General features: G+C 35.4%; 19 protein-coding genes and 1 pseudogene. 18 read left to right on the plus strand and 2 right to left on the minus strand.

Annotated elements, in window-relative coordinates; genetic code table 11:
• Nucleotides 1–38: 38 nt before the first annotated feature.
• The 14 genes from recA (at nt 39) to KFD70_RS23145 (ending at nt 19,744) form a co-directional block, all read left to right on the plus strand.
• Nucleotides 39–1,070, plus strand: a complete 1,032-nt coding sequence (recA, locus tag KFD70_RS23080) for a recombinase RecA (RefSeq protein ID WP_336453170.1) — start codon at nt 39–41, stop codon at nt 1,068–1,070.
• Between the two features lie 432 nt (nt 1,071–1,502).
• Nucleotides 1,503–3,065: a ribonuclease Y gene (gene rny / locus KFD70_RS23085; RefSeq protein ID WP_336453169.1), complete on the plus strand. Its 1,563-nt coding sequence runs from the start codon at nt 1,503–1,505 to the stop codon at nt 3,063–3,065.
• Nucleotides 3,066–3,457: 392 nt separating this feature from the next.
• Complete coding sequence (locus tag KFD70_RS23090) at nt 3,458–4,252, plus strand: TIGR00282 family metallophosphoesterase (RefSeq protein WP_003199419.1); 795 nt, start codon at nt 3,458–3,460, stop codon at nt 4,250–4,252.
• Nucleotides 4,253–4,400: 148 nt separating this feature from the next.
• Complete coding sequence (gene spoVS / locus KFD70_RS23095) at nt 4,401–4,661, plus strand: stage V sporulation protein SpoVS (RefSeq protein ID WP_000404341.1); 261 nt, start codon at nt 4,401–4,403, stop codon at nt 4,659–4,661.
• 23 nt (nt 4,662–4,684) lie between these two features.
• Nucleotides 4,685–5,647, plus strand: a complete 963-nt coding sequence (locus KFD70_RS23100; RefSeq protein ID WP_336453196.1) for a dipeptidase — start codon at nt 4,685–4,687, stop codon at nt 5,645–5,647.
• A gap of 259 nt (nt 5,648–5,906) precedes the next feature.
• Entirely contained in the window at nt 5,907–7,664 is a 1,758-nt protein-coding gene (locus KFD70_RS23105; RefSeq protein WP_336453168.1) for a 2-oxoacid:acceptor oxidoreductase subunit alpha, read from the plus strand.
• Nucleotides 7,651–8,517, plus strand: coding sequence for a 2-oxoacid:ferredoxin oxidoreductase subunit beta (locus tag KFD70_RS23110; protein WP_018764680.1), 867 nt, complete (start codon nt 7,651–7,653; stop codon nt 8,515–8,517). Before KFD70_RS23105 ends, KFD70_RS23110 begins: the two co-directional genes overlap by 14 nt.
• A gap of 401 nt (nt 8,518–8,918) precedes the next feature.
• Nucleotides 8,919–10,448, plus strand: a complete 1,530-nt coding sequence (miaB, locus tag KFD70_RS23115; RefSeq protein ID WP_336453167.1) for a tRNA (N6-isopentenyl adenosine(37)-C2)-methylthiotransferase MiaB — start codon at nt 8,919–8,921, stop codon at nt 10,446–10,448.
• Between the two features lie 3 nt (nt 10,449–10,451).
• Nucleotides 10,452–10,883, plus strand: a complete 432-nt coding sequence (locus KFD70_RS23120) for a YlbF/YmcA family competence regulator (protein WP_174102197.1) — start codon at nt 10,452–10,454, stop codon at nt 10,881–10,883.
• Nucleotides 10,884–11,012: 129 nt separating this feature from the next.
• Nucleotides 11,013–11,555, plus strand: a complete 543-nt coding sequence (cotE, locus tag KFD70_RS23125) for an outer spore coat protein CotE (protein ID WP_174102196.1) — start codon at nt 11,013–11,015, stop codon at nt 11,553–11,555.
• Nucleotides 11,556–11,725: 170 nt separating this feature from the next.
• Nucleotides 11,726–14,398, plus strand: a complete 2,673-nt coding sequence (gene mutS, locus KFD70_RS23130) for a DNA mismatch repair protein MutS (protein WP_336453166.1) — start codon at nt 11,726–11,728, stop codon at nt 14,396–14,398.
• Between the two features lie 8 nt (nt 14,399–14,406).
• The gene (gene mutL, locus KFD70_RS23135; protein ID WP_336453165.1) at nt 14,407–16,353 is read left to right on the plus strand and encodes a DNA mismatch repair endonuclease MutL; all 1,947 of its coding nucleotides are present in this window, start codon (nt 14,407–14,409) and stop codon (nt 16,351–16,353) included.
• 762 nt (nt 16,354–17,115) lie between these two features.
• A complete protein-coding gene (locus KFD70_RS23140; RefSeq protein ID WP_336453164.1) occupies nt 17,116–18,414 on the plus strand; it encodes a cation:proton antiporter in 1,299 nt (432 codons plus the stop codon).
• A 727-nt stretch (nt 18,415–19,141) separates the two neighbouring features.
• Nucleotides 19,142–19,744, plus strand: a complete 603-nt coding sequence (locus KFD70_RS23145; RefSeq protein ID WP_431613428.1) for a hypothetical protein — start codon at nt 19,142–19,144, stop codon at nt 19,742–19,744.
• A 215-nt stretch (nt 19,745–19,959) separates the two neighbouring features.
• On the opposite strand, the gene KFD70_RS23150 is transcribed toward KFD70_RS23145, so the two are convergent.
• Nucleotides 19,960–20,349, minus strand: coding sequence for a LysR substrate-binding domain-containing protein (locus KFD70_RS23150; protein WP_336453162.1), 390 nt, complete (start codon nt 20,347–20,349; stop codon nt 19,960–19,962).
• A gap of 248 nt (nt 20,350–20,597) precedes the next feature.
• Here KFD70_RS23150 and KFD70_RS23155 point away from each other — a divergent pair, with 248 nt between their 5' ends.
• From KFD70_RS23155 to KFD70_RS23170, 4 genes and pseudogenes are all read left to right on the plus strand, one after another.
• The gene (locus tag KFD70_RS23155; protein ID WP_431613429.1) at nt 20,598–21,284 is read left to right on the plus strand and encodes a response regulator transcription factor; all 687 of its coding nucleotides are present in this window, start codon (nt 20,598–20,600) and stop codon (nt 21,282–21,284) included.
• Nucleotides 21,281–23,071: a sensor histidine kinase gene (locus KFD70_RS23160; protein ID WP_336453160.1), complete on the plus strand. Its 1,791-nt coding sequence runs from the start codon at nt 21,281–21,283 to the stop codon at nt 23,069–23,071. The genes KFD70_RS23155 and KFD70_RS23160 overlap by 4 nt, the downstream gene beginning before the upstream one ends.
• Before the next feature lie 127 nt (nt 23,072–23,198).
• Nucleotides 23,199–23,645: pseudogene (locus tag KFD70_RS23165) on the plus strand (N-acetylmuramoyl-L-alanine amidase family protein); the annotation flags it as partial.
• A complete protein-coding gene (locus KFD70_RS23170; protein ID WP_336453159.1) occupies nt 23,638–23,796 on the plus strand; it encodes a hypothetical protein in 159 nt (52 codons plus the stop codon). The pseudogene KFD70_RS23165 and the gene KFD70_RS23170, both read left to right, overlap by 8 nt.
• A gap of 138 nt (nt 23,797–23,934) precedes the next feature.
• On the opposite strand, the gene KFD70_RS23175 is transcribed toward KFD70_RS23170, so the two are convergent.
• Entirely contained in the window at nt 23,935–25,281 is a 1,347-nt protein-coding gene (locus KFD70_RS23175) for an NAD(FAD)-utilizing dehydrogenase (protein ID WP_336453158.1), read from the minus strand.
• Nucleotides 25,282–25,619 lie beyond the last annotated feature (338 nt).

Consider the following 25,619-nt stretch of genomic DNA (forward strand, 5'->3'; position numbering starts at 1 on the left):
ATAATAAGATTAGCAATTCAGTTAAGGAGGAATTTTGAATGAGTGATCGTCAAGCGGCATTAGATATGGCGTTAAAACAAATAGAGAAGCAATTCGGTAAAGGTTCCATTATGAAGTTAGGAGAACAGGCAGAACGTAGAGTTTCTACAGTACCAAGTGGTTCGTTAGCACTTGATGTAGCTTTAGGTGTTGGTGGTTATCCGCGAGGCCGTATTATTGAAATCTACGGACCTGAAAGCTCAGGTAAAACAACGGTTTCCTTACATGCGATTGCAGAAGTGCAACGTCAAGGTGGACAAGCGGCATTTATTGATGCAGAACATGCGATGGATCCGGTATATGCACAAAAGTTAGGTGTTAATATTGATGAGTTATTATTATCACAGCCTGATACAGGAGAACAAGGTTTAGAAATCGCAGAAGCATTAGTACGAAGCGGTGCAATTGATATCATCGTAATTGACTCTGTAGCAGCTCTTGTACCAAAAGCAGAAATCGAAGGAGAAATGGGTGACTCTCACGTCGGTTTACAAGCACGTTTAATGTCACAAGCACTTCGTAAGCTTTCTGGTGCAATCAACAAGTCAAAAACAATTGCAATCTTTATTAACCAAATTCGTGAAAAAGTTGGGGTTATGTTCGGGAACCCAGAAACAACTCCAGGTGGTCGTGCGTTGAAATTCTATTCAACAGTTCGTCTAGAAGTGCGTCGCGCTGAGCAATTAAAACAAGGTAATGACATTGTTGGTAACAAAACGAAAGTAAAAGTAGTGAAAAATAAAGTAGCACCTCCTTTCCGTGTTGCTGAAGTGGATATTATGTACGGAGAAGGTATTTCACGAGAAGGTGAGATTTTAGATATGGCTTCTGAACTTGATATCGTTCAAAAAAGCGGTGCTTGGTATTCTTATAATGAAGAACGTTTAGGACAAGGACGCGAAAATGCGAAACAGTTCTTAAAAGAAAATCAAGATATAAGGGAGGAAATTGCCTTCTTTATTCGTGAACATCATGGGATTGGTGAAGATTCTGCACCTGAGAGCACAGAAGAAGGAACTCTTCTTGACTAATAAAAGACACGATTTCGTGTCTTTTATTTTTTATCCCAAAATAATATGTAATGTGGTTGTTCGTTAAGGCACTCTCGTTTGTGAAAATTGATTTGGTAGGAGCTGGTATCATTAGTGAATATAAACTTTCTTCGTTAAAAGAAGATTTTCATGACAAAGGTAAAGAAAGTAAAAGTAGACAACGCTTGACAATGAAAAATGCGATAGATACAATGAGAATGTATATTTTTTCTTATATACGATACACTCTTCTCTAGAAGAGAAGTAACATTCGGAGTAGGTCCTATACCTTTTCGAAATAATAATATGACATTTTAATTGTGAAATGAAGAAAGTCCCTTAAAAAAGCGGGGCGACGGTCTTTGCTGTACGTTGCAAATCAATGTACATGCCGACAGTCTTTTTTCATTCATAGCAAGGGGAGGTGAAATCATGAGTAGTACAGTTTGGGTACTCATCTCCATTTTGCTTGCAACAGTCGGTGCAGTTGTTGGCTTTTTTGTTCGAAAGTCTATTGCAGAAGCGAAGATTAATGGTGCAGCAAACGAAGCGAAACGCATTTTAGAAGATGCAAATCGCGAAGCAGAGGCACTTAAGAAAGAAGCGCTTTTAGAAGCAAAGGATGAAATTCATACACTTCGTACAGAAGCTGAATTAGAAATTCGTGATCGTAGAAGCGAATTACAAAAACAAGAAAATCGTTTAATGCAAAAAGAAGAGAACCTTGATCGTAAAGACGAAACGCTCGATAAGCGCGAGCAAATGTTAGAAAAGAAAGAGGAATCTCTTGTAGCGAGACAACAACAGATTGAAGAGTTGGAAAGCAAAGTGGGAGAGTTAGTTCAAAAGCAACAAACGGAATTAGAGCGCATTTCCAATCTGACACGCGAACAAGCGAAAGCAATCATTTTAGGGAAAGTGGAAAGTGAAATTTCTCATGAAATTGCCGTTATGGTAAAAGAAAGTGAAGTTCGTGCGAAAGAAGAGGCGGATAAGAAAGCAAAAGAGATTTTATCTCTTGCAATGCAAAGATGTGCAGCTGATCATGTTGCTGAAACAACCGTTTCGGTTGTAAATCTTCCAAATGACGAAATGAAGGGACGTATCATCGGACGAGAAGGGCGTAATATTCGTACGTTAGAAACGTTAACGGGTATTGACCTTATTATTGATGATACGCCAGAAGCGGTAATCCTATCAGGGTTTGATCCGATTCGTCGTGAAACAGCTCGTATCGCTCTTGATAAGCTCGTTCAGGATGGACGTATTCACCCAGCGCGTATTGAGGAAATGGTTGAGAAATCAAGACGTGAAGTGGATGAGTATATTCGTGAAGTGGGAGAACAAACGACATTTGAAGTGGGTGTACACGGATTACATCCGGATTTAATCAAGATTTTAGGTCGTTTGAAATTCCGTACAAGTTATGGTCAAAACGTGTTAAAACACTCTATGGAAGTAGCGTATTTAGCAGGACTTATGGCAGCGGAGCTTGGCGAGGACGAAAAGTTAGCGAGACGTGCAGGTCTATTGCATGATATCGGAAAAGCAATTGACCATGAAGTAGAAGGCAGTCACGTTGAAATTGGTGTTGAACTCGCAACGAAATATAAAGAGCATCCAGTTGTTATTAACAGTATCGCATCTCACCATGGTGATACAGAGCCAACTTCCATTATTGCAGTTTTAGTTGCAGCAGCGGATGCGCTATCAGCTGCAAGACCAGGAGCTCGTAGTGAGACATTGGAAAACTATATTCGCCGTCTTGAAAAGTTAGAAGAGATTTCAGAATCCTATGAAGGAGTGGAGAAATCCTTTGCAATTCAAGCGGGACGCGAAGTTCGCATCTTGGTAAAACCAGATACAATCGATGATTTAGAAGCTCATCGTTTAGCGCGTGATATTCGAAAACGTATTGAAAATGAACTGGATTATCCAGGACATATTAAAGTAACAGTTATTCGTGAAACACGTGCAGTGGAATACGCAAAATAAAGTGGTGAAATACCACTTTATTTTTTTGTGCTGGGATTGGGTAATATAAAATAAAGTGTTTGTAAATCACCTTTATTCGATTTCAATTCTAATTGGCTAGAATAGAAGAAAAGTTTAAATGAGCAGTTTGTTTTTCTTATAAGTAAACAACTTGTAAGGTAGTAATAAAATAAGTATATAAATCCATTTTGATTTTTCGACGTATAAGCCACGGCTATGGATAACAAAAGGTAATCTGTACTCGTTTTTTCTTTTTGTTTTCACTTGGCATGAGGCAAGAAAAGGATCTGACCGCTTCTATGCATAGTTGGATGCGCTCTCCCATCTAAAAAGAAGGATTTTATGTTGTTTTTTCATTTGTATTTATATAGTACATAGAAAGGGTAATAAATATGAGAATATTATTTGTTGGAGATGTAGTAGGATCCCCTGGAAGAGGTATGATTCAACAATACGTACCAGCGTTAAAGAAAAAATATACACCTACAGTAACAATTATTAATGGAGAAAATGCTGCGGGTGGTCGCGGTATTACAGAGAAAATTTACCGAAACTTTTTAGAGTGTGGTGCACAAGCAGTTACGCTTGGGAATCATGCTTGGGATAATCGTGAAGTATTTGAATTTATTGATGATGCAAAATATCTTGCAAGACCAGCTAACTTCCCAGAGGGGACACCAGGAAAAGGACTTATTTTTGTAAATTGTAACGGTACAGAAGTAGCGGTAATTAACTTACAAGGGCGTACGTTCCTTCCCCCAATTGATTGTCCATTCCGAAAAGTGGATGAATTAATTAATATTGCAAAAAAGCGCACGAATATTATCTTTATTGATTTTCATGCTGAGACAACAAGTGAAAAACAAGCACTTGGTTGGTACGTAGACGGACGTGCTACAGCAGTAGTAGGGACACATACACATGTTCCAACAGCAGATAATCGTATTTTACCAAGTGGAACAGCTTACATTACAGATGTTGGAATGACTGGTCCATACGATGGGATTTTAGGTATGGATCGTGAAGCTGTACTGAAGAAGTTTTTAACGAATTTACCTGTACGTTTTGAAGTAACAAACGGAAGAACACAGTTAAGTGCAGTATTAATTGATGTGGATCCAAATACAGGAAAAGCGAAGAAGATTGAACGTATTTTAATTAATGATGATCAGCCATTTTTCGAATAATACCTTTTAAAAGTTAGAAAAAACATTATATTTTAATTTTTTAGAAAAATTACAGAAATTTAGCAGGAATACATGTCTTTCCTCGTGAATATAAGTTAAAGTGAAATAATCGCTAATACTTTTTAAAGAAACGAGGAGGAAACGAGGAATGGAAATATTAAAAGTTAAAGCAACTTCGGTCCCTAACTCTGTAGCCGGTGCACTTGCTGGAGTTATTCGCGAACGCGGAACAGCAGAAATCCAAGCTATTGGCGCAGGTGCATTAAATCAAGCCGTGAAGGCAGTAGCAATTGCAAGAGGGTTTGTAGCGCCTAGTGGTTTGGATTTGATTTGTATCCCAGCTTTTACAGACATTATGATTGATGGTGAAGAACGTACAGCAATAAAATTAATTGTAGAACCTCGTTAAGTTTGAACAACCTGTTTGCTTCCATGCAAACAGGTTGTTTTTATGGGGAAGGGGGAATAAAAGTGAAAGTGTTTGATGCACACTGTGATGTACTATGGCAATTGTGGAATGCAAAAGGAAAGAAGAATTTTCAAAACGATCCGTCTCTACATATTACGTTTGAACAATTGGAAAAAAGAAAAGGAAGCATACAATGCTTTGCGATATACGTACCTGAAAGCGTTTCATATGAGCGGCGTTTTGAAGCTGCGTTATCTATGATAGATATATTTTATAACCAGATTTTATCGTTGCCGAGCATGAGATTGATTCAGACAAAAAAAGATATAGAGCAGTTAGGAGCAAGTGAAATTGGTGCTATTTTAACATTAGAAGGTGGCGAAGCGATTGGAAAAGAAATGATTAAATTACGCACGCTCTATCGTTTAGGAGTTCGATCTATGGGACTTACGTGGAATCATGCGAATTTATTAGCTGATGGAGCGCTGGAAACAAGAGGAGCGGGACTTACTACGTTTGGTAAGAAAGTTGTAGAAGAATTGAATGCGTTTCGTTTATGGACAGATGTCTCTCACTTAAATGAAAAAGGTTTTTGGGATGTGATGGAAATTGCTCAATATCCAATTGCATCACATTCAAATTGCTATGGGCTTTGTCAACACCCGCGTAATCTGAAAGATGAACAAGTACAAGCACTTATTCAAAAAGATGGTGTAATTGGTGTAACATTTGTTCCAGAGTTTTTAACTAATCATAGGCCTGCTTATATGGATGACATATTACGGCATGTGGAACGCATTTGTGCACTTGGAGGAGAGCATAATATAGGATTTGGTTCGGATTTTGATGGTATCACAGAAACGGTTGTCGGTGTGGAAGCATATCGGCGATATGAATATGTAATCAATGAACTGAGTAAGCGATACAGTGAAACGCATGTTCAAAGCTTTTTATATGATAATTTCATTAATCATATTTCTTTCTAGGTACCTATTTTATAATGTATTTTTAATTTAAAAACAAAATTTTGAAAAGTTAAAAAATTTGAATAAAAAATCAAGCCAAATTATTGCATTTTCTTCATGGTAAGGCTAGAATTGTAGACGAATTAAGATTACGCAAAACATTCAGGGAAATCTGAAGAGGTATAATTTGCGTCCATTGTAGTTTCTTTGCATAAAAAATGCTACACTATTACTGTAAAAAAATACACTACAATGAATGCAGCCAAAAGGGGTGTAGGAGATGATTAGTCAACTTTCATGGAAAGTTGGAGGACAACAAGGTGAAGGAATTGAAAGTACAGGTGAAATCTTCTGTATTGCATTAAACCGCTTAGGATATTATCTATACGGTTACCGCCACTTTTCATCACGAATTAAGGGTGGTCATACCAATAATAAAATTCGCGTAAGTACAACTGAAGTACGCGCGATATCAGATGATTTAGATATTTTAATTGCTTTTGATCAAGAAACAATTGATTTTAACTTCCATGAGCTACGACCAGGTGGAATTGTCGTTGCAGATGCAAAATTTAATCCAACTATACCGGAAAGCGCAGATGTAAATCTATATGCAATACCGTTTACAGATATTGCTTCTGAGCTAGGTACATCATTAATGAAAAATATGGTTGCTGTCGGAGCATCTAGTGCAGTATTAGGATTAGATGAAACTGTATACTTAGAAGTTGTTGATGAAATTTTCGGCCGCAAAGGAGAGCAAGTTGTTGCGAAGAATATGGAAGCAATTAAACGTGGCTCTCAATATATGAAAGAATTGCTTGGTGAGAAAGTAAACATGATGCAGCTTGAAAAAGCTGATGGCCAAAAACGTATGTTTATGATTGGTAACGATGCAATTGCATTTGGAGCAGTAGCTGGTGGTGCACGCTTTATGTCAGCATACCCAATTACACCTGCATCTGAAATTATGGAATATTTAATTAAAAAACTTCCCAAAGTAGGCGGAACAGTTATCCAAACAGAGGATGAAATCGCTGCTTGTACAATGGCGATTGGTGCGAACTATGCTGGTGTACGTACGCTTACTGCGTCAGCAGGACCGGGTCTATCTTTAATGATGGAAGCAATCGGCTTAGCTGGGATTACAGAAACACCTCTTGTTATCGTAGATACACAACGTGGTGGTCCAAGTACTGGTTTACCAACAAAGCAAGAGCAATCAGATTTAATGGCAATGATTTACGGTACACATGGTGAAATTCCAAAAATCGTAATGGCACCAAGTACTGTTGAAGAAGCGTTTTATGACATTGTCGAAGCATTTAACTTAGCGGAAGAATATCAAGTTCCTGTTATTTTCTTAACAGACTTACAGCTTTCTTTAGGAAAGCAAACAGTAGAACCGTTGCAGTTAGACAGAGTAGAGATTCGCCGCGGTAAGCTTGATTTACAAGCAGAGTTACCAGAGCGTGAAAATAAAGCGTATTTTAAACGTTATGAAGTGACAGAAGATGGTATTTCACCACGCGTGTTACCTGGTATGAAGAATGGTGTTCACCATGTTACAGGCGTAGAACATGATGAAACTGGTAAACCATCTGAATCAGCATTGAATCGTAAATCGCAAATGGACAAACGTTTCCGTAAAATGGAGAATTTGAAGTTTAATACCCCTGTATACAAAAATGCCAAGCATGATGACGCTGATGTATTATTAGTAGGTTTTAACTCTACTCGCGGTGCAATTGAAGAAGCGATGGAGCGTTTAGAGCAAGAAGGATTGAAAGTAAATCATGCTCACGTTCGGTTAATTCATCCGTTCCCAACACATGAAATCCTTCCCCTTGTGAAGGGTGCAAAGCGCGTTGTTGTTGTGGAAAATAATGCAACTGGTCAGCTTGCTAACATTATGAAGATGAATCTTGGTAATGGAGAGAAAATTTCTAGTCTGTTAAAATACGACGGAAATCCATTTTTACCAAAAGAAATTTACAACGAATGCAAAAAAGGGGTTGTATTAAATGGCAACATTTAAGGACTTTCGTAACAGCGTAAAACCAAACTGGTGTCCAGGTTGCGGTGACTTCTCAGTGCAAGCAGCAATTCAACGTGCAGCTGCGAACGTTGGTTTAAATCCAGATGAGTTAGCTGTTATTTCAGGTATCGGGTGCTCAGGTCGTATTTCAGGTTATATTAATTCATATGGCGTTCATAGTATTCATGGACGTGCACTTCCAATTGCACAAGGTGTAAAAATGGCAAACCGTGATTTAACAGTTATTGCATCTGGTGGTGACGGAGATGGTTTTGCAATCGGTATGGGACATACCATTCATTCCATTCGTCGTAACATTGACATTACGTACATCGTTATGGATAACCAAATTTACGGTTTAACAAAAGGTCAAACTTCACCACGTAGTGAAGCTGGATTTAAAACGAAAAGTACACCGCAAGGTTCAATTGAACCAGCATTATCTGTAATGGAAATGGCATTAACAGCTGGTGCGACTTTTGTGGCACAAAGCTTCTCTAGTGATCTAAAAGAATTAACACAGCTTATCGAAGCTGGTATTCAGCATAAAGGGTTCTCTTTAATTAACGTATTTAGCCCATGTGTCACTTATAATAAAGTGAATACGTATGATTGGTTTAAAGAAAATTTAACAAAACTAAGCACAGTAGAAGGATACGATCCATCTAATCGTATGATTGCTATGCAAACGTTAATGGAAAACAAAGGTTTAGTAACGGGCTTAATTTATCAAAACACAGAGCAGCCTTCTTACCAAGAGCTTGTAAAGGGATATAGCGAAAAACCTTTAGTGCAAGCTGATTTACAAATGGATCAAAAAATGTTTGATGAACTCGTTGCTGAATTTATGTAATCATAATAAAAAAGCTGCTTAACAGCAGCTTTTTTATTTACCTATAAAATTCAGAATGTTAAAATAATAGACGTATCGTCTTGTTAGAAAAATTGGTTTGTGCGCTGTAGTACGTGGGTATGATACGGTCTCTTTGTTGTTAAATTTGGCTAAACACTTTATACTATGGTAGTGTGTATAGGAATAAAGCAATATGCTTTTTAAAAGGACAAGGTTAAAACAATAAAAAGGGAATGTCTATTCGTGTCGGGAAGACTCTATTCTTATGGATGGTTAGATCGATTGCTTGAATTTTCAAGGGGCAAGCTATCTCTCAAACTATTCTAATCTTTAAGATGGGTCTCATTGTCATTAAAATGGACTACAAAGTGTGTATAGTTAAGGTTGAAAGGAGATTACCCATGAACGAGCAACAACGATTAGCAAGTCAACAAGCGAATTCTTCTATAAAAAAAGGAGAAAAAGATTACAGTAAATACTTTGAAAGTGTATATCAGCCACCTTCCTTGAAGGATGCGAAAAAACGCGGGAAAGAAGAAGTGAAAATCGAGCGTGATTTTGGTTTACCAGAAGAGTTTCGTAACTTTGGTGCCGGAAGGAAGTTTTATATCCGTACTTACGGATGTCAAATGAATGAGCATGATACAGAAGTAATGGCTGGTATTTTTACAGCGCTTGGATATGAACCAACATTTTCGACAGAAGATGCAGACGTGATTCTATTAAATACTTGTGCCATTCGTGAAAACGCTGAGAATAAAGTATTTGGGGAACTTGGTCATTTAAAACCATTAAAACAAAGAAACCCTGATCTTTTAATCGGTGTGTGTGGTTGTATGTCTCAGGAAGAATCTGTTGTAAACAAAATTATGCAAAAAAACCAGCATGTAGATATGGTATTTGGTACACATAATATTCATCGTTTGCCGTACATTTTAAAAGATGCGATGTTTTCAAAAGCGACGGTTGTTGAAGTATGGTCTAAAGAAGGAGATGTAATTGAAAACCTTCCGAAAGTACGTCGTGGCGATATCAAAGCATGGGTAAATATTATGTATGGATGCGACAAATTTTGTACATATTGCATCGTACCATATACACGTGGGAAAGAACGTAGTCGTCGCCCAGAAGATATTATTAATGAAATTCGTCATTTAGCGGCAAATGGATATAAAGAAATTACGCTGCTGGGTCAAAACGTAAACGCATATGGTAAAGACTTTGAAGATTTAGAATATGGCCTTGGCGATTTAATGGATGAACTTCGTAAGATTGATATAGCACGTGTTCGCTTTACAACAAGTCACCCACGTGATTTCGATGATCACTTAATTGAAGTGCTTGGAAAAGGCGGAAATTTAGTTGAACACATCCACTTACCGGTACAATCGGGAAGTACAGATATGCTAAAAATTATGGCACGTAAATATTCAAGAGAACATTATTTAGAACTTGTACGTAAAATTAAAGAAACGATTCCGAATGCAGTATTAACAACTGATATTATCGTTGGTTTCCCTAATGAAACAGACGAGCAATTTGAAGAAACGATGTCGTTATATCGTGAAGTAGGGTTTGATAGTGCATTTACATTTATTTATTCTCCGCGTGAAGGTACACCTGCTGCAAAAATGAAGGATAATGTACCGATGGAAGTAAAAAAAGAGCGTTTGCAACGCTTAAATGCATTAGTGAATGAATATTCGATAGAAAAGAATAAACGATATGAAGGTCAAATTGTTGAAGTACTAGTTGATGGAGAGAGTAAGAATAATCCTGATGTGCTTGCAGGCTATACACGTACTAATAAGCTTGTAAACTTCGTAGCTCCAAAATCTGCAATCGGTCAGCTTGTAAAAGTAAAAGTAACGGAAGCAAAAACTTGGTCTCTAAACGGGGAATTGGTTGAGGAGCCGATCGAGGTGAAATAATAGATGAAGATTTATACAAAAGATGAAATTGTTGAGCAAGCGAAAGAGTTAGCGAAAATGATTTCTGAAACAGAAGAAGTGGATTTCTTTAAACGTGCGGAAGCACAAATTCATAAAAATGAAAATGTGAAACGTGCAATTGATGAAATTAAAGCACTGCAAAAACAAGCTGTAAACTTACAGCATTATGGAAAATGGGAAGCGTTGAAAAAAGTAGAAGCGGAAATAGATGCTTTGCAAGATAAACTGGACAGCATTCCGGTTGTACAGGAATTTAAATCTTCACAAACATATGTAAATGATTTACTGCAGCTAGTAGCAAGTACTATTTCTAATAACGTAACGGATGAAATTTTAATTTCAACTGGTGGCAATGTGTTAAAAGGTGAAACAGGTGCTGAAATAGAGAGTAAAAAAGGAAATTGTGGTTGTTAAGAGAGGTGTCTTATAGACACCTCTTTTTTATTTATATTCTGCTTTATAGTCTTTTGTCAAAAAAAGAATGACACATTCCGCTATTGTCACGCATATGATTAAGTGAATATTGATTGAGGAGGGTTCCGAATGTCCGAATTTAGAGAGATTATTACAAAAGCAGTAGTGGGCAAAGGACGTAAGTATACAAAATCAACGCATACATGTGAATCAAATCATGAGCCGACAAGTATTCTCGGATGTTGGGTAATTAATCACACATATGAAGCAAGAAAGAATGGGAAGTCTGTAGAAATTGAAGGATACTACGATGTGAATACGTGGTACTCATTTGATGAAAACACAAAAACAGAAGTTGTAACAGAACGTGTTAGTTACACAGATGAAGTGAATGTTGGATATCGTGACAAAAATTTTTCAGGTGAAGATTTAGAAATTATTGCCCGCGTTATTCAACATCCAAACTGTTTAGAAGCAATTGTTTCACCAAATGGTAATAAAATTGTTGTAACTGTAGAGCGTGAATTTGTAACAGAAGTTGTTGGTGAAACAAAAATTTGTGTAAATGTAAATCCAGATGGATGCCCAGAAAATGAGGAAGATTTTGAAGTAGATGATGATGAATTTGAAGAGTTAGATCCAAACTTTATTGTAGAAGCAGAGGAAGAGTAATAGAAAGCTAGGGAGAAATTCTTCCTAGCTTTTTACATAAGGTGAATGAACATGTTTCCTGATAAAAATGTGCTATAATGAAGGGAGACTCCTAAAAGAGGAGATAAGAGTGTCCGTAAAGTGCGGCATTTAAATATATAGCACATTTTTATGAAGTATGGAGGAAACAAATGGCTCAGTATACCCCTATGATACAACAATATTTAAAGGTCAAGGCAGACTATCAAGATGCCTTTTTATTTTTTCGTTTAGGTGATTTTTATGAAATGTTTTTTGAAGATGCAGTTAAGGCAGCTCATGAACTTGAAATTACGCTAACAAGCCGAGATGGGGGAAGCAGTGATCGAATACCGATGTGTGGTGTTCCGTACCATGCTGCGAAAAATTACATTGAACAGCTCGTTGAAAAAGGATATAAAGTTGCAATCTGTGAACAAGTAGAAGATCCGAAAACAGCAAAAGGTGTTGTACGTCGTGAAGTGGTGCAATTAATTACGCCAGGAACGATGATGGAAGGGCGTACAATTGATGAAAAAGAAAATAACTTCTTAGCTGCGTTAACTCATTTTGAAGATGGCTCTTACGCATTAGCCTGTAATGATTTAACAACAGGGCAAAATACAGTTACATTGTTAACAGGTTCTGTAGAAGATGTACTGTTAGAAGTTTATGCAACAGGTTCAAAAGAAATTGTTGTCGATTCTACATTTTCTAAAGATGAGCTAAACAAGTTGACAGAAACATTAAAGATGACAATCTCTTATGAAGATGAAACGAAAGTGCCTGAAGGATTAGAGCATCTTGTGAAAAATGTAACCCAAACGAAATTAGTTACAGCAGTAGGACGCTTATTGAATTATGTACTAAGAACACAAAAACGCTCATTAGATCATTTGCAACCAGTAGATATTTATTATACAAATCAATTTATGAAAATTGATGTGCATTCAAAGCGTAACTTAGAATTAACAGAAACACTCCGAACAAAAGAAAAAACAGGTTCGCTCCTATGGCTATTAGATAAAACAAAAACAGCGATGGGCGGCCGCATGCTAAAACAGTGGATGGAACGCCCGCTTATACAAAAAGACAAAATTGAAGAGCGTCTAGAAATGGTTGAAACATTTGTGAATGACTATTTCTTACGTGAAGATTTAAAAGAAAAACTAAAAGAAGTGTATGACCTAGAGCGTTTGGCGGGAAAAGTCGCATATGGTAGTGTCAATGCGCGCGATTTACTACAATTAAAACGTTCTCTATTGCAAGTTCCGACCATTTTAGAGGCAATTAGTCTGTTAGACAGTTCTTATGCGGCAAGATTAATTCAAGGCGCTGATCCATGTGAAAGTTTAACAGAGTTACTAGAGAGAAGTATCCAAGAAAACCCTCCACTGTCTGTAAAAGATGGAGATATTATAAAAGATGGTTATAATGACAGGCTAGATGAATATCGTTATGTTAGTAAGAACGGAAAAACATGGATTGCAGAGCTTGAAAAACGTGAACGTGACATTACGGGAATTAAATCGTTAAAGATTGGTTACAACCGTATTTTTGGCTACTATATTGAAGTGACAAAGGCAAACCTTGCTTCGCTTCCAGAAGGGCGCTATGAGCGTAAACAGACGCTTGCAAATGCGGAGCGCTTCATTACAGATGAATTAAAAGAAAAAGAAACATTGATTTTAGAGGCAGAAGAAAAAATTGTGCAGCTAGAATATGATTTATTTACTGCACTTCGTGAAGAAGTAAAAGTGTTTATTCCTAAATTACAGCACTTAGCGAAAGTAATTAGTGAACTAGATGTACTGCAAAGTTTTGCTACAGTGAGTGAAGAAGAACAATTTGTAAAACCAGTTTTAACAGATAAGCGTGAAATCTTTATAAAAGATGGTCGCCATCCTGTTGTAGAAAAAGTATTAAACGGAAAATTGTATGTGCCAAACGATTGTGTGATGCCTGAAAACATGGATGTCTTTTTAATTACAGGTCCAAACATGTCGGGTAAAAGTACGTATATGCGTCAATTAGCACTTGTTACTGTTATGTCGCAAATTGGTTGCTTTGTACCTGCAACAGAAGCTATATTACCAGTCTTTGATCAAATCTTTACGAGAATTGGTGCAGCAGATGATTTAATTTCAGGTCAAAGTACGTTTATGGTCGAAATGCTAGAAGCAAAAAATGCAATCGCTAATGCATCAGAAAGAAGTTTAATTTTATTTGATGAAATCGGCCGCGGAACATCTACGTATGACGGTATGGCACTCGCACAAGCAATCATCGAGCATATCCATGACCAAATTGGAGCGAAGACACTATTTTCAACACATTACCACGAATTGACTGTACTAGAAGAGAGCTTAGGGCAGCTGAAAAACGTACACGTTTCAGCTATTGAAGAAAACGGAAAAGTTGTTTTCTTGCATAAAATTCAAGACGGTGCAGCAGATAAAAGTTATGGTATTCACGTTGCTCAGCTTGCTGAACTTCCAGATAGCTTAATTGCTCGCGCAAAAGAAGTATTAGCGCAGTTAGAAGGACAAGAGGAAATCATTATTCCGGAACGTGCAGAAGTTAACGTCCAAGAAGAAATTGTTCAAGAACCAGCTATAGTAAAAGAAGAGGAAGAGACAATACCAGAGAAGAACGAAGAAGCAGAAGAATCACAGCTTTCTTTCTTTGCGGCAGAACAATCTCCTAAAAAACAAGAAAAGTCTGCACTGGATCAAAAAGAAACAGCGGTCTTAACACAAATTAAAAAAATTGATTTACTTGATATGACGCCTCTAGAAGCATTAAATGAATTGTATCGTTTGCAGAAAAAGTTAAAGAAAGGATGAGTAAGTAGATGGGGAAAATTCGCAAACTCGATGACCAACTCTCTAATTTAATTGCAGCAGGGGAAGTAGTTGAACGCCCTGCTTCAGTTGTAAAAGAACTTGTCGAAAATTCCATCGATGCGAATAGTACATCTATTGAAATCCACTTAGAAGAAGCTGGATTATCGAAAATTCGCATCATCGATAATGGAGATGGGATTGCTGAAGAAGATTGTATTGTTGCCTTTGAACGCCATGCAACAAGTAAAATTAAAGATGAAAATGATCTATTTCGCATTCGAACGCTTGGTTTCCGCGGTGAGGCATTGCCAAGTATCGCATCTGTTAGTGAATTGGAATTAATTACAAGCACAGGAGATGCACCAGGTACACACCTTGTTATTAAAGGCGGAGACGTTATAAAACAGGAAAAAACAGCGAGCCGTAAAGGAACGGATATTACGGTTCAAAACCTGTTTTTTAACACACCAGCGCGCCTTAAATATATGAAAACAATTCATACAGAGCTTGGGAATATTACAGATATTGTGTATCGCATTGCAATGTCCCATCCAGAAGTGTCTTTGAAACTGTTTCATAATGAGAAAAAACTGTTACACACTTCAGGAAATGGTGATGTGAGACAAGTACTTGCAGCCATTTATAGCATTCAAGTTGCAAAAAAACTGATTCCAATTGAGGTGGAATCATTAGACTTTACGATTCGTGGATATGTAACGCTTCCAGAAGTAACGAGAGCGTCTCGTAATTACATGTCAACGATTGTAAATGGTCGTTACGTTCGAAACTATGTACTAATGAAAGCTGTGCAGCAAGGGTACCACACATTGCTTCCAGTTGGACGTTATCCAATTGGGTTCTTATCAATTGAGATGGATCCAATGTTAGTCGATGTTAACGTTCATCCAGCTAAATTAGAAGTACGCTTCAGTAAAGAACAGGAATTACTGCAATTAATCGAAAAGGCGTTGCAAGACGCCTTTAAAAAGATCCAGCTAATTCCAGATGCTGGCGTGACAACGAAGAAAAAAGAAAAAGACCAAAGTGTGCAAGAACAATTCCATTTTGAGCATACAAAGCCTAAAGAACCACCTATGCCTAACATTGTCTTACCAACTGGAATGGATGAAAAGAAAGAAGAAGAAGTAAATCCAGTAAAACCAGTGCCACAGCTTTGGCAACAGCCGAAGCAAGAATGGCAGCCACCGCAGTCATTCGTAAGAGAAGAAGCAAGCTGGCAGCCATCTTCTACACCGATAATAGAAGCAAGTGTTCAAGAAGCAAAAGAATGGGATAGTAGTGAAGAGGACTTTGAATTAGAGGAACTAGAAGAAGAAATTCAAGAAATCAAAGAGATTGAAATGAACGGTAATGATTTACCACCGCTTTATCCAATTGGGCAAATGCACGGAACTTATATCTTCGCTCAAAATGATAAAGGATTATATATGATTGATCAGCATGCAGCGCAAGAGCGAATCAATTATGAATATTTCCGAGACAAAGTAGGTCAAGTAACGCAAGAAGTACAAGAATTACTCGTACCATATCGCATTGATTTATCCCTTACTGAATTCCTGCGTGTCGAAGAACAATTAGAGGAATTAAAAAAGGTAGGATTATTTCTAGAACAATTTGGCCATCAATCGTTTATCGTTCGTTCCCATCCAACATGGTTCCCAAAAGGGAAAGAAACAGAGATTATTGATGAAATGATGCAGCAAGTCGTCAAACTAAAAAAAGTTGATATTAAAAAACTTCGTGAAGAAGCAGCGATTATGATGAGCTGTAAAGCATCGATTAAAGCAAATCAATATTTAACGAACGATCAAATCTTTGCTTTACTCGAAGAGCTGCGTACAACAACAAATCCATACACATGTCCGCATGGTAGACCGATTCTTGTGCATCATTCTACTTATGAATTGGAGAAGATGTTTAAGAGGGTTATGTAGGAGAGTTGTCCAAAGGGAAAAGTCTGCTACTGGGTAAAGAAAATTGTTTGTACTGTTTAAAGTTAGTATAAAGAATGAAAAATACCACTGAATGAATGAGTTTTTACGTTAATATACTGAAAAAATAATGTGCGAAAAGAATATTTTAATAGGCAAAAAAGCATGACAATTTTATGTCATGCTTTTTGTTAATTATTCATAATTTATAGGTTCTATGCTTTGGGGTAACGTGTAGAGTATTATTTGTCATTTCAATGAAAGGTTTGAAAGAAGGGCGTTTAAAGAATGTAGAAATATGGGAGACTCACCTTACGAGTTAAAATGAAAAGAGCATCTTAAATTAAATGGTCTTCATTTTCAAACTCAAGTACCTGTTTATGAGATGAATAGGCATGGAGTACCTAAGTATTGGTTGGATTTGTAGATTTGAAATAAAGATTGATAATTTGAAAAAAAGTTTTATAAAGAATCTATTTTGTAGAGTATTTCTTTTTCAGCGTGTGCCCGGAATGGGTTCAACCTCTCTAGGGTGTGAGTCCCGAACTGTGAAGGCAGAAGTAACAGTTAACACAAGGGTGTCCGCGGTGACGCGGAATCTGAAGGAAGCGAGCGGCAAACTTTCGGTCTGAGGAACACGAACTTTATATGAGGCTAGGTATCACTGATGGGCTTTGCACTATTTTATTAAATTGTACTCATACCTTTACATAATTCCATCTATTTACATAATATATATAAATATTTATAGAAAGGAGGATATTTTTGTTTAGTATACAGAGTGTAGATGTCGCTCATTTTTTATTTGCCATGGGCTGTCTCTTGGCTTTAGCTCATCTATTGGGTTTTTTAGCAGAACGTATGATGATTCCTCGAGTTATCGGTGAAATATCTGCAGGTCTTGTTCTTGGACCAACATTGTTAGGCTATTTTTTCCCTGACACTTTCCAATGGATGTTTTTAGGTTTCGATGGAGAAGGTAAGTTATTTGGAATTCTTTATCAAATTGGCTTACTTATGCTCATGTTTAGTTCAGGGTTAAAATTCCAGACAAAATTTAATAAAGAAGATTTTAAAATCACTTCTGCATTAGTTGTAGGGGCAACCATTCCAGCATTTATTGTAGGTTGGTTTGCTGCTGATCTATTAAATGTTACTTCCTACATGGGAAGCGCAAACAGTCCGCTTGCGATCAAGATTGTTATTGCTGTATCTATTGCGGTTACATCAATACCCGTTATATCAAAAATATTTAATGACTTAGGGATTATGCGCACTAGATTTGCCAAAATAGTGCTTGCATGTGCTGGTATACACGATATTATTCTATGGGTGGCTTTAGGATATGCAACAGCAATAGCAAGCCAAGAAGGTATTATTACATTTAGTTTAGGACTCAAAACGATATTAATAAACCTTAGCTTTATTGGCGGAATATTTTTAATTGCACACTTTTTATTTAATCGCTTCACATTTCTTAAAAATAATTTTCTTTTTAAAGCATCACATCTTGGATATTTCCTATTCACCATGTTTATGTTAGCATCACTTGCAGGGTACCTTCATGTAGAGGCTATTTTTGGAGCTCTTCTCGCTGGAATTATGATCAAACTGTCCATTCCAACAGATGAAGTGGATAAAGTTGAATATATTGTTTCAAAAGTTGGCTTTTCTTGGTTTATTCCACTATATTTTGCGATTGTTGGGCTACAATTAGATCTTATTAAAAACTTTAATCCATTTTATTTCCTTGGTTTTCTTTTATTTGCTTGTTTCGTTCAAACGTTATCCGTTTATCTAACATCAAGGATGATCAAGCAGGATCCTTTAACTAGTCTCAATCTTGCAATAGCCATCAATGACCGTGGAGGTCCTGGAATTGTCCTCGCTTCTATTGCATATTCAACGGGGATTGTCAACAAGGAGTTTTTTGCCGTACTCGTTATGTTAGCATTAATGACCTCATTCTTGCCTGGTGTTTGGTTCCGTATCGTTCTAAAAAAGAAATGGAGACTAATGCCAGGAGATGAGAATTTAGTTCCAGATCGAAATAAAGATGATTAATAATATTTTTTAGAATAATTGCTAAAATTGCGAAAAGAACATGATTTCCGAAGTTTATCAACTAATACAGGGGCATTATAACAACGAGTGGTTCTATAATAAATCGGATTGATGATTCAGAAAAGTAGATAACCTGAGGGGGAAGGTAACTTCTGGACTTATTCTACTTTTCTTGATAATAATCACATTATTTTAGTTACACCGATTGTAAGATATACAACAATGATGTAGAGCTATATTGCTTATTCCTGTATTTTCCATAGTGCCCTCAATCTGCGAATCGTTGTCCTACCCCGATAATACCGATAAATATTATAGTCAACAACATATATGGGATCTTTTTCTTTATATTGAATTTTAGTATTATAGCTTCCATTAAATCCTACTAAATGAACATTAATTGTAATTAGCCAATTTTTATCTTCGCCTTGATATAAACGAATATAATAAATAAAATTAAAATCAAGATAAGCTTTCTTTTTACTGTATGACACCCTTGTTATAAGAAATGTACGAAAGTAAAGAAATATGAAAAATAATTAATTTATTAAAAAACAAGTTAGATCCCAAAGTTCACATGTATACTGTATACAAATTTAGTTTACATAATTGCAATTATCAAAACTAAATAAATTACTTAAAGTATTTTATAAATGGGACAAGTATAAGAAACGAAATCACTTTTTTTGAATTAAATATAATAGTATAGATAAGTGAGGTGAATTTTTTGTATCCATTTATTAGGAAAATTTGTAAACTTCTTTCTGTTTTTGGTCCTACTCCTGATCCTATATCTACTCCTTGCACTGTTTCCACAGCTACATTTAGTAATTTGTCCCCAATTGTTCTACCATCCGAAGGCCCAGCAATACCATATCCATCTAGTATTCATGTTACAGGTTTATCGGGTGAGGTTACTCAAATTACAGTGACATTAATTGGCCTGACTCATATATTCCCTGATGATGTTGATATCTTGCTTGTAGGACCACAAGGGCAAAACGTTATTCTTATGGCGGATGCGGGAGGTGGGTTCGAGGTTAATAGTGTTATATTAAATTTTAACGATTCTGCACAAACTTTACTTCCTGACGAAAGTCAAATCGTCTCTGGTACATTTCAACCAACCAATTATCTTGGTATTGATCCTATACTTATAGATACTTTTCCTTCTCCAGCACCACCACCTCCATATGGATCGACTTTAAGTGTTTTCAATGGAATAGATCCAAATGGTGTATGGAATCTCTTTGTATTTGATGACTTTGTTGTATTTGAAGGTTCTATTATAGGATGGACACTAAATATTACTACTACTTTTTGTTCTTAAAAAATCGTGATTTTTAGATTATTGTAATAAACCGGTTTATTACAATAAAGAAGGATATGGAATAATCCTTTTTGGTTTTGACATTTTTCTAATGTAAGGCATGTATTTTTCTTATACTGGAAATCGACTTTTTTAGGTTGAAATTCGCTTAGTATACCGCCGGCATTAACGAAATGTTGGCGGTATACTTTATTTAAGAAAAGTATCATGTATACTCAACAAGTAGCTTTTACATATGACCAGCCTCTTGCATGTTTTAAAGTAATATCGATAAACATTGATAAAGATGGAGAAACCCACTTGTTTGTATGATAAATAACTTGAGAGAAAATCTGTTTAAAATCACCATCGCAGGGGATAACCTTTAACCTTTCTTCTAGGATTTCGTCCTTTACAGTCATTAAAGGTAAATAAGAAATATCAAGCCCTCTCATTACACAACGTTTAATCGCCTTGATACTCCAAAGTTCCATGGTGTAGGCAGGTACGCTTTCCCATCCTCGAAGATATTCTTCAAATATTTTTCTGTAACTACATTCTTTCTCGGTGGTAATCAAACACTCGCTTATTTTTTGACTGTCGTAGCTTTTATCTAAAACATTCAAATGTGGGTGAGATTTTGAAACGTATTCACTATGGCTGGTTTATTCTTTCCATAACATAAATGTATATGTGAAGGATTGTTATAGTTGATGGGAATTTTAAAATATAGATTTTATATTTTACGTGCATTTTATCTTTATCTCATTTTGGTACAATGAGTGTAAAGGAAAGGTATAGTAAAAAATTGTAGGATTGAACAGTATAAAAATAAAAAGTAAATGTAATCATTAGGGAAAGATAGGAGAGAACTATGCAAAAAACAATTCTGATTGTAGAATATGAAGATATTTTACGTGAAATAGCTAAGGATTATTTATTGAATGAAGGATATGAAGTGTTAGAAGCAGCAGATGGAAAAGCAGCTTTAACTATATTTGAAGAACATGAAGTACATTTAATTATTTTAGACATTATGTTGCCAGAGTTAGACGGATGGTCGGTTTGTAGAAGGATTCGTAAATCATCCAACGTGCCTATCATCATGTTAACAGCTCGTGTGGATGAGGATGATACATTACTTGGCTTTGAATTAGGCGCAGATGATTATGTTACAAAGCCGTATAGTCCACCAATTTTATTAGCGAGAGCAAAACGATTAATTGAAAGTAGGTATACTTCTACAGTTAATGTATCTAGCGAAGACACATTAACCAGTAGTGGCATCCATGTACATTTTCCCTCACGTACAGTAATTGTAGATGGGGAAGGTATAAGTTTAACACATACGGAATTTGAAATATTAACGTATTTAATGCAAAATCAAGGGATTATTATTACGAGAGAACAACTAATCACTAAAATTTTGGGTTATGAATTTGCTGGTGATGATCGTACAGTCAATAGTCATATCCGTAATTTGCGTCATAAATTAGGACATAAAGCAACTTGTATTGTAACTGTTGTCCGAGCTGGTTATAAATTTGAGGGGCAGGCATGAAAAAAGGAATTGTATTAAAATTATTTTTGCTAACAACAGCGTTATGCACACTTATTTTAGCAACTATTTTTATTGGACAAACTCTATTTTTTAAGCAATACTATGCGAATCGAAAAGTTAATAATATTAAAACAAGTATTCAATCTTTTGAAAAAGCATATGTAAAGGCTGGGGAGGATGCGGAAAAAATTCAAGAATTGGAACAAACTTTCTATCAGGAGCATGCGACATGGATTACAACGCTAGATAGTTTAGGGAATATTAAGTATGTCAATGATTTTTCTGTTGAAATTCAACTAGAACCTTCTCGAAACAAGTTTTTTTCTAATCATTTAATTAAAATCCCATTGTATAATTTAACCGAATTAGATGATACGAAGAGGATAAAATTTAGTTTAGAGCAGGGGGATCGTATTATTATTGATGGGGTACAAAAAGGTGATACAATAGTCCCTGCAATTTTAAGAGTGGAAAATAAGAACGTTGAGCTGGAAAATAAACAATTAGCAGATAAGTTATATGGGAAACCAAATGTAACAGAATCTACACCGAAAGAAAGTTCAATATATTTAGTAGGAAATATTGAAAAAGTAAAATTACCTGAGGGTAATGTAAGGACGAACTTTATTTATACAAATCATGTGTTTATAGATAGGATAAAAAACTTTCAAGTAAATTTAGTATTAAATGAAAATCATAATAAGTTGAGCTCTACGGAAATTAGGGATTATGAACAAAATGATATTAAATATAAAATATTAATTAAACCGACAAAAGATGCAAATGGTAAAACAAATTATATTTTTGCTATGACATCATTACAGCCAGTTGATGAAGCTGTGCAAATGATAAAAGATTATTATATATATTTAATTATATTTGTATTGCTTCTTATTGTTTTGGCATCATTCTATTACTCAAAAAAAATTGCTGAGCCATTATTACAAATAAACGATACTACAAAAAAAATTGCGAATTTGGATTTTTCAGAGACGATACCTATTACGACGAAAGATGAAATAGGTAATTTATCACAGAATATCAATACACTTTCTAAAACTTTGCATTCGTATATTAACCAATTGCAACAAGATATAGAGAAAGAAAAACAATTAGAAAATACACGTAAAGAATTTATTTCTGGTGTTTCACACGAGTTAAAGACACCTTTAAGTATAATGAAGAGTTGTATTTCCATTTTAGAAGATGGTGTTGCTAGTAATAAAAAAGATTACTACTTTAAAGCAATGTCAAAAGAAGTAGATAAGATGGATATGCTTATTATTGATATGCTGGAATTAGCAAAATTTGAATCCGGTACGTATAAAATGGAAATGGATGTTTTCTATATTGATGAGATTATTGAATATATATGCGAACAATTAGCCTTGGATATAACTGCTAAGCAATTACATGTTTATAAACAACTTTCTAAAGTTGAGGTAGTGGCAAATCAACATCGAATTGAACAGGTGATTACTAACTTTATTACCAATGCGATTCGTTACACGCCAGAAAATGAAAAGATTATTATTTCTACTATAGAAGAAAATGAACGTGTAAAAGTATGTGTCGAAAATAAAGGAGTTCATATTGCATCGGAACATTTGGAGAAAATATGGGATCGCTTTTATCGTGGAGATGTTTCACGTCAACGTTCCCAAGGTGGAACTGGATTAGGTCTTGCTATTTCCAAGAATATTTTAGAGTTGCATGGTGTGGAGTATGGCGCATTAAATACAGAAGATGGAGTATTATTTTTCTTTTATTTAAATAAAAACGTGTAGAGTTTTCGTTCTACACGTTTTTTATTATTTTTAAACAAAATCGACATTATCTGCATTTTATCTTTATCAGTACTCATTAATATTTTCATTAGAAAATGAATTGAAGTCTGATAAGGAGAGTGTTGAAATGAAAAAAGTAGCAATATTGCTCTTATTTATAATCTTACTAATAAGTACAGGCTTTTGGTTATTGAATGCTAAAGCACAAAAAAATGTAACAAGTAATGATTTACGCTTGAAAGGAAGAACAATTGTAATTGATCCTGGTCATGGTGGAAGAGATAGAGGGACGAAAGGAAAGAAGCTAGGCACAATTGAAAAGGATCTTAATTTAAAAGTGGCTCAAAATATAAAAAGAGAGCTAGAGGAAAGAACGGATGCAAAAGTTATATTGACACGTGAAAATGATACTAGTTTACTTTCAGAAACAAAGCAAAAAGAAGAATTACAAGCGCGTGTCAAAGTAGCTAAAGACCATTCTGCGGATCTTTATATCAGCATTCATCATGATGCTTTTGAGGATATAAATGTAAAAGGAATCACAACTCATTATGGAGCTAATAAAAATGGGGATTTTACAGTTTAATAAATCATATGGGGAAAACAAGCCATTTAATGCGGATGATGCAGAAGCTATGCAAAAAGAGATTGAATGGAAAAAATTTACTAAAGATATAGAGAATCGGATACATGTATTAGATTCAGTTTCCATCATTAAAAAATAATAAAAACATATGTAATGCAGAAAAAACCAGGGTGATTTTAAGAATTTATCCTGGTTTTTTCATTTTGTGATTTAAAGTGCAATTTTATATAATAATGTTGTCATTTATCGTAAGTATAGGATTAAGTAGTGCCTATAATTAAGGTGTTGAACTAGTAGATAAATACTTTCCAACATACAGACCACTTGCTGCTGCTTGAGATAATGAATGAGTAATGCCTGAACAATCTCCAATCAAATACAAGCCCTTAATAGTTGTCTCAAACCTTTCATTGATTTTAATCGTAGGAGCATAAAACTTCCCATCAATTCCATATAGTAAGGTATCTTTATCAATAGGTTCTTCAATAAATTTTTCTAAACGTAACAAAAATTCTTTGAGTCCTTCAATATATAACGGAGGGATCTCTTTATGAAGGTCTCCATAGTCCCCTTGTAGTGTAGGTTGTATACGATTATATTGCATCATCTTTTCTACTGTAGGTTGTCTTTTTAATAAATCCTCTAAGCGCTGCACAACAATTCGATCCTGTCCCTGATTAATTCCTTTAATAATTTTCTTTGCGTATAAATCGGCTTCTTTAAGAGTAGGGAAATAGCACGGGATAAATAAAGTGAAATTTAAGTTGGAAGTGCCAGTCCCTTGTTCTCGAAAATTTTGTCCATCAGGCATAACTAATCCTTCTTCGTACTTACGAATTATACGTCCTTTTGGATTCATACAGTAAGTAGTTGCTGTGAAATTGTTATATTGATAAGAAAGTTTTGTTTCAAATGTGTCTTTTAATATCGAGCGTAATTGATGTTCTTTCATCTCTACTCGAATACCTAAATCTACACGAGCTTGCTCCTGTATAATCCCAAGAGAAGAGCATTTTTCTTTTAACCAGTCTGTCCCAGAACGCCCAGTTGCAAATACCACTTGTCTAGAGTGAATAACCTCTTGATTTGTAGTTATTTTAAAATGTTGTTCCTGTTTAACGATATGTTGTACATCTATGTGAAATTGGATATCTATCTTGTTACATAAAAATTCATAGAGTTGCTGAAAAATTTTTGTTGAAAGTGTAGTACCTAGATGTCTTACTTGTGTTGTTAACATCTGTAAATCGCATGCCTCAGCTTTTTGGGTAAGGCTTAGATTCTCTGTTGAATATTTTGGAGTTATGTCCCCACCAAAACGACATAGAACCTCGTCTACCTCATCCATTAGTTTTAGAAAAGTTTTTTTACCTATTTTTTGCTCTAGTTCTCCTCCGAACCCATTTGTGTAATTAAATTTCCCTTCAGATTTCCCTAAACCACCAAAGCCAAAATATTTATCACATGTATTACAAGTACATAAATTGCCCGTATCTAAAGGACAGTTTCTATGTTCTAATGGTTTGCCTTTATCAAGAATTAATATTTTTTGATTGCTTTTAGCTAGTACATAAGCCATAAAAACAGCACTTACTCCAGCACCGATGATTGTAACATCATACATATTCTTTCACCTGCTATTGAATAGTTTGTTTGCTATTTTTCTAGTGTATAACAAATTTTAAAAGTTAGGAAATAGCTTACATTGATTAGAGAGGCAACTGTTTTTTTATTTTATACGTTATTTAAGGGTCAATAGATTAATCTTTAATTGATTTCGACATTATCTGCATTTTATCTTTATCTTTCTCTATTAATCTATTTATTGTAAGAACTGGTTTAAAATAATGAATCACCTAATAAAAGTTCAGCTTTATAAATAATTCATATAAAAATCAATAGAGAAAGGATAGATAAGTAATGAAAAAATCACGGAGTAAGGATAAAACAAGTAGAATAATT

The organism is Bacillus pfraonensis (genome assembly GCF_050768835.1).
In the GTDB taxonomy this organism is placed as follows: domain Bacteria; phylum Bacillota; class Bacilli; order Bacillales; family Bacillaceae_G; genus Bacillus_A; species Bacillus_A pfraonensis.

Excerpts from the sequence above, each read along its gene's own strand:
- KFD70_RS23155 (WP_431613429.1), top strand. The coding sequence starts at position 20,598 with ATGCAAAAAACAATTCTGATTGTAGAATATGAAGATATTTTACGTGAA.
- KFD70_RS23110 (WP_018764680.1), top strand. The coding sequence starts at position 7,651 with ATGGCAACATTTAAGGACTTTCGTAACAGCGTAAAACCAAACTGGTGT.
- spoVS (WP_000404341.1), top strand. The coding sequence starts at position 4,401 with ATGGAAATATTAAAAGTTAAAGCAACTTCGGTCCCTAACTCTGTAGCC.
- recA (WP_336453170.1), top strand. The coding sequence starts at position 39 with ATGAGTGATCGTCAAGCGGCATTAGATATGGCGTTAAAACAAATAGAG.
- mutS (WP_336453166.1), top strand. The coding sequence starts at position 11,726 with ATGGCTCAGTATACCCCTATGATACAACAATATTTAAAGGTCAAGGCA.
- mutL (WP_336453165.1), top strand. The coding sequence starts at position 14,407 with ATGGGGAAAATTCGCAAACTCGATGACCAACTCTCTAATTTAATTGCA.
- KFD70_RS23090 (WP_003199419.1), top strand. The coding sequence starts at position 3,458 with ATGAGAATATTATTTGTTGGAGATGTAGTAGGATCCCCTGGAAGAGGT.
- KFD70_RS23120 (WP_174102197.1), top strand. The coding sequence starts at position 10,452 with ATGAAGATTTATACAAAAGATGAAATTGTTGAGCAAGCGAAAGAGTTA.
- KFD70_RS23175 (WP_336453158.1), bottom strand. The coding sequence starts at position 25,281 with ATGTATGATGTTACAATCATCGGTGCTGGAGTAAGTGCTGTTTTTATG.
- cotE (WP_174102196.1), top strand. The coding sequence starts at position 11,013 with ATGTCCGAATTTAGAGAGATTATTACAAAAGCAGTAGTGGGCAAAGGA.
- miaB (WP_336453167.1), top strand. The coding sequence starts at position 8,919 with ATGAACGAGCAACAACGATTAGCAAGTCAACAAGCGAATTCTTCTATA.
- KFD70_RS23100 (WP_336453196.1), top strand. The coding sequence starts at position 4,685 with ATGCAAACAGGTTGTTTTTATGGGGAAGGGGGAATAAAAGTGAAAGTG.
- KFD70_RS23170 (WP_336453159.1), top strand. The coding sequence starts at position 23,638 with ATGGGGATTTTACAGTTTAATAAATCATATGGGGAAAACAAGCCATTT.
- rny (WP_336453169.1), top strand. The coding sequence starts at position 1,503 with ATGAGTAGTACAGTTTGGGTACTCATCTCCATTTTGCTTGCAACAGTC.
- KFD70_RS23160 (WP_336453160.1), top strand. The coding sequence starts at position 21,281 with ATGAAAAAAGGAATTGTATTAAAATTATTTTTGCTAACAACAGCGTTA.
- KFD70_RS23105 (WP_336453168.1), top strand. The coding sequence starts at position 5,907 with ATGATTAGTCAACTTTCATGGAAAGTTGGAGGACAACAAGGTGAAGGA.